Origin of the sequence: Synechococcus sp. SYN20 (genome assembly GCF_014279555.1) — a bacterium.
Classification (GTDB): Bacteria; Cyanobacteriota; Cyanobacteriia; order PCC-6307; family Cyanobiaceae; genus Synechococcus_C.
Map to the genome: position 1 here is coordinate 2604608 of NZ_CP047959.1, position 14209 is coordinate 2618816.

Genomic DNA, 14209 nt, shown 5'->3' on the forward strand with positions numbered 1-14209 from the left:
CAGCTGCGAACCCGGTAGGCAAGGCTCGTTAGGGTGCGCCAACTTTTACTGGTGCAACAGCTTTTGCAAAGCAAAGCTCCTCCCACAGCACCTTCAGGACGGGCAATGTTGTCCGAGCTCAGTCCCTCTCCCACTTGTTTATGGGAGGCACCCGCTGCAACGGTTTTGGCCGGTGATGACCCAGGGGATTTACCCGGCCCTTGGAGACTGATGCTCCTCGGAGACGGCAGTCCAACCCGTCACCTGCGTCTGCTCACAGGACATCCAGTGTCCGTGGAATTAGTGGCCATGGCAGAAGAACCAGAGGGGCAAGCTGCCCTCGGTTGCCCCAGCGAGGTGAAGGAACTCACGCCTCCCCTCCTCCGCCGTCAAGTCTGGTTGAGCTGTGGAGAACAAACCTTGGCTTGGGCTGAAAGCTGGTGGAACCAGGATGAAGCCAACCAGCACCTGCAAGACCGCAACCTGCCGATCTGGCTCAGCCTCACCCAGGGCCGCTCGGAGCTCTTTCGCGAAGTGGATGGCTTAGCGCTGGTGCAAGAACCCTGGCTTGAGGACAGGTTTGGCTGCTCGGGGCCGTTTTGGAGCCGCCATTATCGATTTTTCCGTCAAGGACGAGAGCTCACGGTGATTCGCGAGGTGTTCAGTCCTGCTTTAGAGGAATGGCTAGGGACCACTCCACGCCAGCCTCTTCATTGATCTAGATGAAGAAACCGAGCGTTTTCGCCACATTCGTGCATTTCAACTTGCGGCAAGTCGGTCGATCGGGATCATGTCGCTAGTTGAGATGGTTTCATGACAACGTCCCAGTGGCTAACCCTCTCCGACCTCGGACACAGATTTGGCCTCTCAGCAAGACATTGCGGCCGTGTTCTTGACCATGAAGGCTGGCGTGACCACAGCGGACATCCAACCCAAGCTGCGATGACAGCCGGTGCCGCCCAGCAGCACAACAGCCATCACCACATCTCCTCAAATCGCTGGAACGCGGACATCTGCGCCGCCGTGCTCTCCAGCCATGGCCAACGTCCGATCAAGCGCAGCGAACGGGTTTCACAGTGGGTGACATTGCTTGAGGCCATGGAAGAAGGATCGGCCTCGATCTCCATGAGCACCGAACAAATGGCCGAAGACTTGCCAAACGATCTCATTGACGACGTGAACCATCAGCTCAGCCATCGAGGCTGTCGCTTTCAGGTTCAGCGTCTTGAGGAGAGCAGCAGCTGCTAGTCAGCCCAACCTGAGGCCTTCAGCCTGCCGTTTTGCCTTCTCGAGTTGCTCTTTCAGCAGGTCTTCATCGGTATGGCTGAGGTTGGTGTGGATCAACCGGGCGTGGGGCGCATGGCGACGCAAGCGCTCGATCACACGATCGGGCGTGGCATCCCTCACTAACAACGCCAAAGCAGCACTGCCCTTCGGCAGGGTTTCCGCGAGTTCTTTCAAAAAGTTGTCGTTGATGCCCATGTCATTAAGCGAACCCGAGGCAGCACCAGCACCGGCACCAACAGCGAGACCCAACAAAGGATTGGCAAACAACAAACCGATCAACAACCCCCAGAAGCTTCCGCCCATGGCTCCAGCCGCCGTCATATTGATCGCCTGACGCAAGTGCACATGGCCGTCTTCTCCATGCTCAAGCACCACCGCATCCTCAAGCGCAATCAAATGCTCTTGCTGGATCGTGACCAATTCGCGACGGACCTCCTCCGCTTCTTGGGCCTTGGGAAAGCCCACAACCACCAAATTGCTCATACAAACAGAGTGTTTTTAAAAGAGTAGAGATCAATCGATCCAGCGATCAGTCTCGTGATCAGTCTCGTCGCCTGCTGGAGCGAGGTAATGGACGTCTGGATGGGCCAGGGCCACGGGACACAGGCTGAGGCGCTGGCGTGATTGCTGGGGGCGCTGCAGAACGGGACCAGCGCTCCACACGAAAGCTTTCGTCATCGGGCCAGCCGTTGTCATCCTCGCCGTAGGCGGGCTGAGGCTCAGGTACGGGCGCCACAATCTGCTGCCCAACACCTTGCCGCCGTGAGATCGCATCGAGAGGCCGCTTACGACTGGATGCGGCAGGCGATTCAGTCCGCAGGGGTGGTTCAACCGGATCCCTCCAGTCTTCTTCTTCGTCCATCAGCCAATCGATCTTGTCGCCGACCCAGCGACCCACTGTTTCGAGATCCATTGAGGGACGCCCGCCACCGGCAGACCGTCGACCAGGTCGCGTGCCAGCCACACCATCCACCAGCTGACGACCGGTTTCAAGCCACTGATCCAATCGCCGATCACCAGAGTCCTGACTGCGCTGCCCCTGACTGCGCTGCCGCGGTTGAAAACGTCCATCCATCCTCTGACCTTAACGACGACGCTGCTGCAGCCAACGCTCCCGTTGCCAACCGATTAGCGCGATCGACACCCCACCTGCTTGTAGGACCCAAAGAAACAAATCCATCTCAATCCTGAGCGGGGGCAGGTACATAACTGAGTAGACAACTCACATGCCAGTGACCGTCATGATGCCGATCACAGCACAACCTGCAAGCCGCTTGCCTGACCCTGCGCCGATACGGCGTGCGCTGCCCACACATAGGGCAGATGGCAATCCAGCGAGGGGGGGTCTGCTGAACCGGAAAACGATGGCGAATGCTCACCTTGAATCGGGATTGAGAGGCATTAATCGCCTCCATCTGAGCCCGAAAACAAGGGCCATGCCCCTCCCGTTGACCCAACACCAAATCCACCCAGGCATGAATCATTTCATGACAAAGAGTGCTCTCCGTCGCGCAGCGAGGCAAGGGATCCAGCAAGGGTTTTGAAAGCACAATCTCCCGTCCAAGCGGGGGAGCCACCGCCGGTCCGCGGCGATAAAAGCCTGCCGTCTTTCGCATCCGCCCATCACTCCAACGCAAAGCAACCAGCGGGCCCGTGCCCCGCACAAGGCAGCCATCAAAGTGTTCTCGATTTAGCCTGTGAAACAACGGCAGCAGGGGCTCGAGGGGCATGGAGACTGCGAAAGAAGCCAAACAGGACGAAAGCCGGTCCAGTCTGCCTCGTTCCTGCATCCAGTCAGTCAGAATCTGCACTCATTCGGATACACCCGATGGAACTGGGCTTGGTTCGCGAGATCGGTAGCAAGGCTTTATTAGCCGGGGGTGGAGCGCTGCTCCTCTACTGGACATTCACAGCGGTGAAGCTCGTACTGAGCGCCCGTGGCATCAACCCGCTGATCAAGCAGTTCTTCACGCAAGTGGCAGCGGGAAGGATCGATGCTGCTTACTTGCTCACCACCAAGAACTATCGCCAGCATGTGAGCCGTCAACAGTTCATTCGTTATCTGGCAGGTTTGAAGCTGAATCGCTTCCGCAATCTCAAATCTGGTCGCCCGAGGCTGCAGGAAGGCAACATCATCCTGACCGTGAAGTTGATCGCAGAAGACAAAGAAGAGATGCCTCTGGATTTCACGTTTATTAAGTCGGATGATTCCTGGAAGATCGAGCGCATCGTCGCCGTGAACAGCTGAGCACGAGGCGTTGAGCAGCTCGCAGCCGCTGAAATCGTCCAGTAGCTCTCAAGCGCGAGCGGAAGAATTGCGGCGCTTGCTCAATCGCGCTGCTCATGCCTATTACGTGCTCGACGCTCCGGAGATGGAAGATCCGGTGTATGACCAGCTCTACAGGGAGCTCCAAGACTTAGAACAGCAAGATTCAACACTGATGAGCGCAGATAGCCCCACCCAGCGCGTGGGTGGGCGTCTAGCCGAAGGGTTCAGCAGCGTTCGCCATAGGATTTCTCTGTTCAGCCTCGACAATGCGTTTAACCGTGACGAGCTGCATGGCTGGTATGGCCGGCTGCTCAAGGTGCTGGATCGCGCTCCCTCCGAAGGATCTCCCCAACCGGCCCTGGCCATGGTGGGAGAACTCAAAATCGATGGCAACGCTCTCGCCCTGAGCTACGAAAACGGCGTACTCGTTCGAGCCGCAACGCGCGGGGACGGCGAACAGGGAGAAGAGATCACCGCCAACGTACGCACCATCAGCTCCATTCCCTTGCGCTTGCACCTCGAACCGGCACCAGCCTGGGTGGAAGTGCGTGGGGAGGCCTTCATCCCCGATGCCACCTTCCATGCCATCAACAACGAACGCCAAAGCCGCGACGAATCTCTCTTTGCCAATCCCCGCAATGCCTGCGCAGGAACGTTGCGCCAACTGGATCCAAGCGTTGTGGCCTCAAGACGGCTTGACTTTTTTGCCTACACGCTTCAGCTGCCAGACGATTGGCAAGGACGCAGGCCGCTCACGCAATGGGATGCCCTGCAATGGCTGGGCGATGCGGGATTCAAGGTGAATCCCAATGCGGGTTTATTGCCAGATCTTCCAGCGGTAGAGCAGTTCTTCGACACCTGGGACACAGAGCGACGGCAGCTCAATTACGCCACCGATGGTGTGGTGGTGAAGCTGAACGATTTACGGCTGCAGGATGCCGCAGGCTTTACTCAAAAAGCACCACGCTGGGCGATTGCGCTCAAGTACCCAGCAGAGGAAGCTGCAACCAAAATCCTGAGAGTCAGCTGTCAGGTGGGACGCACGGGAGTCATTACCCCAGTGGCGGAATTCGAGCCTGTGCTTTTGGCCGGCACAAGCGTTAGCAGGGCCAGCCTTCACAACGCCGACAGGCTGCTGGAGCTCGATCTTCACAACGGCGACACCATCGTGGTGCGCAAGGCCGGTGAGATCATCCCGGAAGTGGTGCGGGTGTTGCCGGAACTACGGCCTGCGCACACCCAACCCGTGGAGCTCCCCAAAACCTGTCCAGCCTGCGGATCCACCTTGGTACGCGAAACCAGCGAATCGGCCACGCGCTGCATCAACAGCAGCTGCCCCGCGATCCTGCGTGGCGCCCTGCGCCACTGGGTCAGCAAAGGGGCCATGGATGTGGATGGCCTGGGCAACAAGTTGATTGAACAACTGGTGGATCGAGGCCTTGTTCAGTCGATTGCAGACCTCTATCGCCTCGATGTCGCCCTACTTGGCAGCCTGGAGCGCATGGGCTCGAAAAGCGCCGAAAATTTAATTCAAGCCCTAGATGCATCCCGCTCTCAAGGATGGGCCAAACAGCTCTATGGCCTCGGCATCCATCACGTCGGAGACGTGAACGCCAAGGCGATTACTGCTGCTTTTGCCAATGCAGACGACCTGAATCAAGCGGCGTGTCACGCACCAGACAGCATCACCACAATTTTTGGTGTCGGCAAAGAAATTGCCCAAAGCTTGCAGCAGTGGTTTTCCAACCCTGCCAATCAGCGGCTACTCGATGAGTTGCGGAGCCTCGGATTCAGCCTGGCACTCAATGAGGAAGAGCAAACACGAGCCACTGCGGCGGCGGCCAACGATCATTTATCTGGTTCAACCTTTGTACTGACCGGTACCTTGCCCACACTCACCCGTTCTCAGGCCAAAGAGCAAATCGAGGCCTCCGGCGGCAAAGTCTCGGGATCGGTCAGCAAAAAAACCAGCTATCTCGTGGCAGGCGAAGAAGCTGGAAGCAAACTCACCAAAGCCCAGGAGCTAGGGATCCAAGTCCTTGACGAGGCTGACCTGCTGAACATGCTGAGAGGATCAGGGTAAGAATTCTTCCAGGCATGCAAAGCCCAGTTCAGAATCTGCTTGGGAGCCTCTCAGGTGAGTGGAAACTGAACCTGGAGACGCAGATCCCCAGGAACGACCTCTACAAAAGTCGGATTGCCTCTTCGCGGCCGACGCTGGGCTTCTTTTTGCTGCTGATCTGTTCAGCTGTGATTGCAACGCTCGGATTGATCTCCAACAGCACCGCTGTGGTGATCGGCGCCATGATCGTGGCCCCACTGATGGACCCGATCCTCAGCCTCGCCTTCGGACTCTCGATTGCCGACAACCGCTTGGTAAAACGGTCGGCGATCACGGTGATCATTGGCGTTCTCACTGTGATTGGCACGGCAACGCTGTTGGGCTGGATTCTCGATGCCAGTGAGGTGAATCGAGAGATCTACAGCCGAACCGCACCCAACCTGATCGACCTCGGCATTGCAGTAGCTGCCGCCATCGCCGGATCGTTCACATTGACCCGGGATCGATTGTCCAATTCGATCGCAGGGGTGGCCATCGCCGTGGCCCTGGTGCCACCGCTATGCGTCTGCGGAATCGGACTCAGCATGGGCTCGGAAGTCATTGCCGTGTTCGGCCGGGGCAGCGTTGCTGGACTCAGCAATCAGATCTCAGAAGGATCATTCTTACTCTTCTTAGCCAACTTAATTGGCATCACAGTTGCCAGCTTGATGGTGTTTTTGCTGCAGCGCTATGGCTCGATTCATCGCAGCTGGCGCAACCTACTTGTTTGGCTAGGACTACTCGGCCTGCTGTGCATCCCCTTGGCATCGTCACTCCAAGACTTCAGCATTCGCCAAAACATTGACGCCCAATTTGCCACCTTTAAAGCAGGACGCGTCAAGCAATTCAAGCTGACCGAAAAGAATCCATACCTCTGGAAAAAAGTAAAATTGCTCTATAGCAATGTTCGCGTTTCTCAGAACAACGCCACCATTGAGCTTGTCCTTAATGCCCAAGAAGGGCTGATCACGCAAAAGGTCATTGATGAGCTCCATCAACGGATCATCACGAGAGCAAGAAAGGATTATGGGATCAACGAAATCAGCGTTAATATCAGTGTGATTCCCAACCAAATCTTCAAATACAACTTTACTGAAGGCAAACAATCATGAGCTCACCCCAAGCCTTCCGCTGGATCAAAACAGAATGTGGTCGAGCTAAGTATGTTGAGCTGGCCTCTCGCAGCGGTGTTGCAGCAAAGCTTCGCTTGGCCTGGTTTGTACTCATTGCTGCCGCACGCGACCTTTCAATTTCCAACCAAGACTGAAGCATTCGTTCTTGCCATCGCAATCTCAACATTCCCCAAAGAGATAGCACGAATAATATATTTTTTCCGCCGAAGGGACCCACTCAAAACGCTAAAGGCTCAATATCGACCACGAACCACCGGCTCAAAGAATCAAGAAAATAGTTCCTAGCAAGAGACTAATCTTTACTTAGCAGTCATTATCTCCTAAGGTCGCTTAAGCAAATGCTTCGACAATTTTAAGTTGCATTCATTCTTTTAAGCGTTCTCATTGAAGCTGGTCTTCTCATCAGCCAAGGCGCGCTGCGCTGCGCGCCCAACCAACCAAACGACCGCGACCGTGGCTAACACGCCCACTACGCGCAGAATCCAGGCTTGCGCTGAAGCTTCTCCAGCGAGCACCTCACCAAAGCGAGCAGCATCACCCGCCAAGGCGCCCAAAGCACAAAACAAAATGGTGCCGGGAATGATGCCAATTAAACCGATGCTGTAATCACGCAAGCTCACCTCACTGAGGCCGTAAACCAAATTCAATAACGAAAACGGAAACGCTGGAGATAGACGCGTTAAAAGCACAAGTTTGAGCCCCTCCCGGCTCACGGCCCGCTCCACAGACTGAAGCTTTGGATACTGCATCAGACGCTTGCTCGTCCAATCACGCAACCAATATCGGCCGAGCAAAAACGCTGCCTCTGCGCCGAGACTGGCCCCCACAAACACAATCAAGCTCCCCCACCAAGTGCCATAAAGAGCTCCAGCCAACATCGAAGCCCATACCCCTGGAAGCAACAGCGTCACCCAAGCCGCATAAAGCGGGATGAAAACCAGTCCACCCAAAGGAGAGCGCAGCCAGAGCATCAATGGCTCAAACCAGGACATTCCCTCAATCATGTGTTCCACACCATCCGAGGCCACCAATCCATGCTGGTGGTTTTGGTCCCAACAGGGATCAAAACCACTTTTGCGCTAAAGATTGGATAACGGTTCTAGAGGTATGGCAGCAACCCGCCTTTGTGCATCGATCAGAAGGAACAGGTACCGCGGCGTCGCTCTCGTTCTGAGCACATCCTTGCTTGGGGGCTGTGCCATGACCGACAACCAAGGATCGATCGTGTTGAAGGTGGCTCAAGCCAGCAATGAAAACGAACAACACTCCAACGATCGTTTTAAAACAGAACGGAAGATCACCAGGAATTTTCAACAGCAATTAAAGGAAATGCAGCCTGGGATCAAGCTGCATCCCTCGATCTATCCCGAAGAGTCTCTAGAGAAGGCTCTGAAAGTTCAAACCAACAGCGGCCTAGGGCCAGACCTTGTGATTGCAGATAGCAATCAAGCCTTGAGCCTTCTTGCCTTGGGCCTGACCGATCCAATCAAGCTGACGGAAGAGCGTCAAAACTTGATTAACCCAGCAGCCCTAGAGCGCGTTAAAACAGCCAACGGATCCCTAGCGGGGCAACCCGTTTCGCAGTATCTCCAGCTGGCTTGCTTCGATAAACGCAAACTCAAAAAAGCACCTGAAACCCTCAAAGCACTGTCCGAAGCCAGTGGCACTGGCAAGGTCTTTGGGATGGTCACCAACCTCCAGGATCTGTACTGGAGCCTTGGCAGCTTCGGGGCGGGCGAGGCCTTAACAGCCTCATTAACAGGGCAAAAAGTCACTGTGGCGGCCCATGAACGCCTAATTCAATGGATGCGTTGGCTCAAGGCATCCAGCTATCAGCAAAATATTGTGTTTTTGCGAAATCAAGCCGCACTTCGAAAGGCGTTTATGGAGGGCGACATGCAGTGGATCAGCTGTTGGAGTTCCCAGCTACCCCAACTCCGTGAAAAGCTCAAAGATCATCTCGGCATCGCCCCATTACCCAGCGGAGACTTTGGACGAGCAACACCAATCACACGCTTGCAAGTTTGGGCTCTTGGTAAAAACTCAAGCAGACGCCAACGGGCGGAAAGCCTGAATTTGCTGGATTTCATGGTGCAACCCTGGGCTCAGAAAACCTATGCTCTCAAATACCGGACGGGCTTTCCAGTTAATCCTGCGGCGGCAATGATCGTTAGCAAACAATTACCTCCAGGGTTCTCTAAGTTTAGCGAAGAGGAAAACAAGCGCGTAAGCCGCGGTGATGCCATTGTCTCGGCAATTGATGCAAAGCCAAGATTAAAAAAAGGGATTCAGTCCACACTCAATGAGTTAATTTTTGATGGATTATCTCCCGAAAAAGCGGCCACTGAGCTCGAAACCCAGATGAAGGCGAAGCGATGACTCTTTCCATGTCTTACCTCATCACTATTAACCCAGGGGCAATCTTCAATGAGCTCCTGAGCTGGTTGGCATACCTGAACCGTGGAACCGTTCTTCTCCAACTCTTTTTGGTTGGCATTGTGATGGTCGCAGAACAGCGTGGCGCGCTTCGGCGCCGCGTGGAGCACAGGCTGGTTCCCGAATACATACGCGTGCTGATCGGCCCCCTGCTGCTTTTAATCAGTTCCAGTCTTTTTCTTTTAGTGGGCTTGCCATGGGGATTACTTCGATATTTCGGACTGCTCTGGCTGGGATGGATGTCATTCACACCCTTAAAAACATTAATCTTGAACATCAACAAAAAGTTTCCAGTTGATGAATTAGAAAGCACATTTTTAAGACCCGTCTACATCATCGTGGCCATCATGTCCTTCATAAGACTGATGGGAAGTACGGAAAATTTATCACAAACTCCAATCGCTATTTTATTTGGAGTTGAGCTGACACTGGGCAGAATTTACCTTGCGATCATAGCGATCTATGTAATCATGACGCTCTCCTCTAGGCCTGCAACATTTCTGGCATGGCTAAGTGGAGTGCTGTTTGGAGTCCGTCCGAGAAACAGGCGAGGACTGGAGCTCCTATTCCGTTACAGCGTGATCATCGTTGGCATCATTGGGGTGGCTTACTTTATCGGCATCGATGGCACTGCATTCATTGCCATTGCGGGTGGATTGTCTGTTGGAATCGGCTTTGGTATAAAAGAAATTATCTCCAATTTCATCAGCAGCATCTGGTTGCTGTTTGAAGGATCAGTTCGCCCCGGAGAGATTCTGATGATTAACGGCGACCCCTGCACCGTGCGCAAACTAGGCCTAAGAGCAACACAATTACGACGTGGGCGTGATGGAGCCGAGCTATTAATCCCAAATCAGATCTTCTTCACACAAGAAGCCACATCCTTCACCGCAACAGAAACATCAAGGCGTGACAGCGTCGTCGTTGGTGCCGCCTACGAGCACGACCCAGACATCATTGTGGAGCTATTAAAAACAATTGCTAAAGAGCACAAAAAAGTTCTTGAATATCCACCAGTCAATGCATTTGTGATTGACTTTGCTGATTCTTCGATTAATTATAAGGTTCTTTTCTGGGTCTCCAACCCCCTCGAAGCCTTTGAAGTCGGCAGTGATATACGACGAACAATCTGGAAGCAATTTGAGAAGAAAGGAATCACCATTCCGTTCCCACAACGTCAGGTCTATCCAATGGAGTGGCCGCCCAGCCTGCAACAAAGCCTGCATTCAACTGGAGGCGGAGGTGTAGTGCCTCAAGGCATACAGCCAGAACTGACGGGCAGCGATGAAAAACCCCACGGCGAGGCCTAATCCAAGCCAGAGGGTGGGGGCGTTTGCGCGTCCCAGCACAACTTCAGCCGGAACAGTTGTTAGAAATGCCACCGGAATCACCAAGGTAAACAGCAAACGCAAGGGGGCTGGGTAGGCCGCTACGGGATAGCGACCAGAGGCCAACACAGCCCGCAAAACCTCAGTGGCATTCCAGGTTTTCACAAACCAAATGCTGGTCGCTGCAATTAAAAACCAAAGGGAATACAGGATCAATCCACCAGCCAAGAGCATCAGCAACACCACCGCAAAGCCTCCTGGCGACAACGAAGCGCCAGCCTGTTGCCCACCCCAAATCACTAACAACAAACCAAGGACGATCTCCGGCAACCCTGCTGGCGAGATCGTTCGCAACGACAACCAAAACTGACTGTCAATTGGCTTGAGCAAGATGAAATCAAGCGTGCCTTCGCGCACATGGGTCACGATCGAAGAGAGGTTGGGGCGTAACCAGGTGCTCGCCATCCCATCGAGAACGGTATAAAAACCTTGAACAATCAAGGCTTCATGCCAGCTCCAGCCACCCAACGCTCGTCCTGGTCCAAAAAAGAGCGACAGCATGAATAAGCTGCCAAGCAAGCTCAAGCCAACAGCTACCAGCTCAATCACAACGTTGAGTTGATACTCCAGCTGCGAGGCCACGGCTGTTCCCCAAAATCGCCGAAGGCTTTTGAAATAACGCCCCATTCAGGCCCCCATCGCGCTGTAACGCCGAACCCCAGCGCGCCAAAGCAGAAGAACCAGTGGCAACAGCAGCACGATCCATGCCAACTGAATGGCAAATCCAACCAACAAATTCACAGGCTGTTCGGCTAGAACACGCGCCGGGAAGTCAATCAAATAAGGGAACGGCGTCCACTGAGCCAAGGTGCGCACAAAGGGTGGGAATGCAGTGAGTGGAGCAAGAAGCCCAGACAAGAAAAGAAAGGGGATGAACAACAAGCGCTCAAGAGCACTGGCCTTCTCACTCCAAAAACAAAGGGAGGCGATCAGGCTTTGCAACAGAAAAGCAATCGAGAAGGCCATCCATGTGGCCAACCAAGCCAGCACAAAGTGACCCAAGGAGGGCACCCAGAAGGCCTTGGGCTGTATCAAGAAGAAAATCGCGGTGATGCCCGCAGCAAAAGGCAAACGCGTGAGCTGCTCGCCAAGATGACTTGCCACATAACGCCAGAGCGGATGGAGTGGCTGAAGAAGATAAGGAGACAATCTCCCAGAGAGAGCATCCTCTTCAAAGGCATAAATCATCCAAACCACTGAAAACTGGCGCACTAAAAAGGCGCTCAAGAAATAACGATCAAGGCCCACTCCAACCATCCCCAACGCTCCACGAGCATCGCTGCCATTCCAAAGGCTGAGCATGATGAAAGGGAGCACACCGGATAGAGCCCACAGGGCGATTTCGGCGCGATATTCCAACATATGGGCGTATTCCGTGCCTAACAAAACCCGAATAATCTTGCGATTGAGTCCAAAAATCCGCATTACAAGCTTCCCTGGCGAAACAAATCACCAATCAGCTGGTCGATCGGGGGATCATTCACCTCAAGATCACGGACTTCAAAGCGTTCCAACAACTGAGCCACCACAGCCGTGAGCTCATGGGGCTGCACACGCAAGTTCACTTCGCAGTCGCAGCAACGATCGAGCCGGCCAAGACCAGCAAACGCCTCAGCCCCAACGGGTGAAGCAAGTTCCAAACGAACATGGCGCTCGGGTGCGAGCCGATTCGCCAAGCGATCAAGGGGGCCGTCATGGAACAAATGCCCCTGATGAATCAACAACACACGCGGGCAAAGGGCCGTGATATCGGCCATGTAATGGCTCGTGAGCAGCACAGTGGCACCGGTTCTTTGGTTGTAATCAGCCAAAAACTGCCGCACTCTCGACTGCGCATTCACATCCAGACCAAGGGTGGGCTCATCAAGAAACAACACATCCGGCTGGTGCAGCAAGGCAGCGAGTAGCTCAGCTTTCATGCGCTGGCCCAACGACAGCTTGCGAACAGGACGCGTGAGCTCCTCTCCCAACTCCAATAAATCCGACAGATCGGAAATGCGGCGCTTGGCATCCCGATCACTAATGCCATACACAGCAGCATTCACCCTCAAGGAATCCATCGGCGGCAGATCCCACAACAACTGCTGCTTCTGGCCCATCACCAGAGTGATCCGACGCAAAAAATCAGGATGACGCTTTTGAGGCTGATGACCTGCAACGACCACCTGACCAGCACTGGGGTAGATCAACCCACACAACATTTTCAAGGTGGTGGTTTTCCCGGCGCCATTGGCACCAAGAAATCCCACCATCTCTCCCGCAGCAATGCTGAAACAGACGTCGCTCACGGCTTGAACGTCACGGTGACGCCGGCGCATGAAGTGTTTCAAGGTTCCAGATAAACCCGGTTGCTTGTCGGCAACCCGGTAAATCTTGCTGAGGCCTTCAACCTCGATCACAACAGAACCATGAGCAACTTGTGGATGTAGGGAACGTTGTGGCGCCACGTGAATGGGAGTTTTAAAGCAGCTGCATTTGGACTGAACCTAAGCAGCTGAGAAGGCAGACTGCATGAAGCAAGTCACCACGATGGCTCAATGAAAGAAGAGATCATTCAAGACGTGAATTTGATCCACTCCAACACTGGAGTCTTGATTGGAACTGTGGTCCTCATCCTGCTCTGGCTTGTCCTTGGGCTGATGGAGCGGAGAGGGCAACATCTTGGAGGAATGATCGCGAGAGCAATCCGTAAGCCATTGCTGCTAGGACTCAGCTCCTCTCTGTATTTGGGCTGGCTGGGTCGTCAAATCGCCAACAATGTGGAATGGCTTGATGGCAGCAATGCCATAAAACTCTCAGCCACCATCACAATCCTCGCCGTCATGTGGGCGCTGAGCCGATTAGGCCATGCCGTGATGGAGACCAGGCGTTTTGAGCGCTGGCTCCAGATGGACGACCCGAAAGATCGGTCGATGGCCATCAGTTTTATCGGCCGGATCTACACCATCTTGATCCTGGTGATTGGCTCTGGCGCCTTGATGCTCACCTTCGGCATTCCAGCCACTGCCCTCGCTGCTCTGGCAGGTGGTGCAGGCGTCGGCCTAGCCTTCGGAACGCAAAATATCTCCCAAAACTTTTTTTCAGGTTTCATGCTGTTCTTCAACCGTCCCTTTAAGGAGGGAGATTGGATCAGTACGGACGGAATGGAAGGAACCGTTGAAAACATCGGCTGGTATCACACACGCCTACGCACCTTTGAGCGCCGACCAATGTATATCCCCAACGCAGTCTTTGCCACCAATAGCATCATCAATCCTGGACAGATGTATAACCGCCGGATCCTGGCCAATATTGGCTTGCGATATGAAGATATCCCGGCGATGGATACGATTACCAAGCAAGTGCGCGAACTCCTCAAAAACCACAACGCCATTGACACGAATCAGATCATTCTTGTGCACTTCAATGCTTGGGAAAGCTCATCCCTCAATCTTCAGGTTTACTGTTTCACTAAAACCACAAATTGGCAGGATTACCTAGACATTCAGCAGGAAGTTTTTCTGGGGATTGCAAAAATCGTGAAGAACAATAATGCCGATTTCGCCTTCAATTGCACAACTCTCTATCCCGCGCCCAATTTAAAACCAGAGCAACTATTCCCCTCCAACTGATACTC

The 14209-nt window shown here is 54.0% G+C and carries 16 protein-coding genes; 9 read left to right on the plus strand and 7 right to left on the minus strand.

What is annotated here, in order from left to right; translation table 11 throughout:
• Positions 1-105: 105 nt before the first annotated feature.
• Together SynSYN20_RS13730 and SynSYN20_RS13735 are read left to right on the plus strand one after the other, a co-directional pair.
• On the plus strand, positions 106-696 hold the full coding sequence (locus SynSYN20_RS13730; RefSeq protein WP_186525676.1) for a chorismate lyase: 591 nt from the start codon (positions 106-108) through the stop codon (positions 694-696).
• 96 nt (positions 697-792) lie between these two features.
• A complete protein-coding gene (locus tag SynSYN20_RS13735; protein ID WP_186524119.1) occupies positions 793-1227 on the plus strand; it encodes a hypothetical protein in 435 nt (144 codons plus the stop codon).
• Here SynSYN20_RS13735 and SynSYN20_RS13740 read toward each other — a convergent pair whose 3' ends face one another.
• The 3 genes from SynSYN20_RS13740 to SynSYN20_RS13750 form a co-directional block, all read right to left on the minus strand.
• Positions 1228-1749, minus strand: a complete 522-nt coding sequence (locus SynSYN20_RS13740) for a DUF1269 domain-containing protein (protein WP_186524120.1) — start codon at positions 1747-1749, stop codon at positions 1228-1230.
• Positions 1750-1807: 58 nt separating this feature from the next.
• Complete coding sequence (locus SynSYN20_RS13745; RefSeq protein ID WP_186524121.1) at positions 1808-2341, minus strand: RNA helicase; 534 nt, start codon at positions 2339-2341, stop codon at positions 1808-1810.
• Between the two features lie 106 nt (positions 2342-2447).
• The gene (locus SynSYN20_RS13750) at positions 2448-2996 is read right to left on the minus strand and encodes a SprT family zinc-dependent metalloprotease (RefSeq protein ID WP_186524122.1); all 549 of its coding nucleotides are present in this window, start codon (positions 2994-2996) and stop codon (positions 2448-2450) included.
• Positions 2997-3094: 98 nt separating this feature from the next.
• On the opposite strand from SynSYN20_RS13750, the gene SynSYN20_RS13755 reads away from it, so the two are divergent.
• Genes SynSYN20_RS13755 through SynSYN20_RS13770 form a run of 4 tightly spaced genes read left to right on the plus strand, consistent with a single transcriptional unit; the run spans position 3095 to position 6903 of the window.
• Complete coding sequence (locus SynSYN20_RS13755) at positions 3095-3514, plus strand: hypothetical protein (RefSeq protein ID WP_186524123.1); 420 nt, start codon at positions 3095-3097, stop codon at positions 3512-3514.
• 10 nt (positions 3515-3524) lie between these two features.
• Complete coding sequence (gene ligA / locus SynSYN20_RS13760) at positions 3525-5618, plus strand: NAD-dependent DNA ligase LigA (protein WP_186524124.1); 2094 nt, start codon at positions 3525-3527, stop codon at positions 5616-5618.
• Between the two features lie 14 nt (positions 5619-5632).
• A complete protein-coding gene (locus tag SynSYN20_RS13765) occupies positions 5633-6748 on the plus strand; it encodes a TIGR00341 family protein (protein WP_186524125.1) in 1116 nt (371 codons plus the stop codon).
• A complete protein-coding gene (locus SynSYN20_RS13770) occupies positions 6745-6903 on the plus strand; it encodes a hypothetical protein (RefSeq protein ID WP_186524126.1) in 159 nt (52 codons plus the stop codon). Before SynSYN20_RS13765 ends, SynSYN20_RS13770 begins: the two co-directional genes overlap by 4 nt.
• A 237-nt stretch (positions 6904-7140) precedes the next feature.
• Here SynSYN20_RS13770 and SynSYN20_RS13775 read toward each other — a convergent pair whose 3' ends face one another.
• The gene (locus SynSYN20_RS13775) at positions 7141-7761 is read right to left on the minus strand and encodes a TVP38/TMEM64 family protein (protein ID WP_186525677.1); all 621 of its coding nucleotides are present in this window, start codon (positions 7759-7761) and stop codon (positions 7141-7143) included.
• A gap of 115 nt (positions 7762-7876) precedes the next feature.
• Between SynSYN20_RS13775 and SynSYN20_RS13780 the strand changes: the two genes are divergently transcribed.
• Both SynSYN20_RS13780 and SynSYN20_RS13785 read left to right on the plus strand, forming a co-directional pair.
• Positions 7877-9148, plus strand: a complete 1272-nt coding sequence (locus SynSYN20_RS13780) for an ABC transporter substrate-binding protein (RefSeq protein WP_255476293.1) — start codon at positions 7877-7879, stop codon at positions 9146-9148.
• Positions 9145-10515, plus strand: coding sequence for a mechanosensitive ion channel family protein (locus SynSYN20_RS13785; protein WP_186524127.1), 1371 nt, complete (start codon positions 9145-9147; stop codon positions 10513-10515). The genes SynSYN20_RS13780 and SynSYN20_RS13785 overlap by 4 nt, the downstream gene beginning before the upstream one ends.
• Here SynSYN20_RS13785 and SynSYN20_RS13790 read toward each other — a convergent pair.
• Genes SynSYN20_RS13790 through SynSYN20_RS13800 form a run of 3 tightly spaced genes read right to left on the minus strand, consistent with a single transcriptional unit; the run spans position 10432 to position 12992 of the window.
• Complete coding sequence (locus SynSYN20_RS13790; protein WP_186524128.1) at positions 10432-11220, minus strand: ABC transporter permease; 789 nt, start codon at positions 11218-11220, stop codon at positions 10432-10434. The genes SynSYN20_RS13785 and SynSYN20_RS13790 overlap by 84 nt on opposite strands.
• Positions 11221-12018 (minus strand): ABC-2 family transporter protein, encoded by a 798-nt coding sequence (locus SynSYN20_RS13795; RefSeq protein ID WP_186524129.1) that lies wholly within the window; start codon positions 12016-12018, stop codon positions 11221-11223.
• Positions 12018-12992, minus strand: coding sequence for an ATP-binding cassette domain-containing protein (locus SynSYN20_RS13800; RefSeq protein ID WP_186525680.1), 975 nt, complete (start codon positions 12990-12992; stop codon positions 12018-12020). Before SynSYN20_RS13800 ends, SynSYN20_RS13795 begins: the two co-directional genes overlap by 1 nt.
• A 138-nt stretch (positions 12993-13130) precedes the next feature.
• On the opposite strand from SynSYN20_RS13800, the gene SynSYN20_RS13805 reads away from it, so the two are divergent.
• On the plus strand, positions 13131-14204 hold the full coding sequence (locus tag SynSYN20_RS13805; RefSeq protein WP_186524130.1) for a mechanosensitive ion channel family protein: 1074 nt from the start codon (positions 13131-13133) through the stop codon (positions 14202-14204).
• Positions 14205-14209 lie beyond the last annotated feature (5 nt).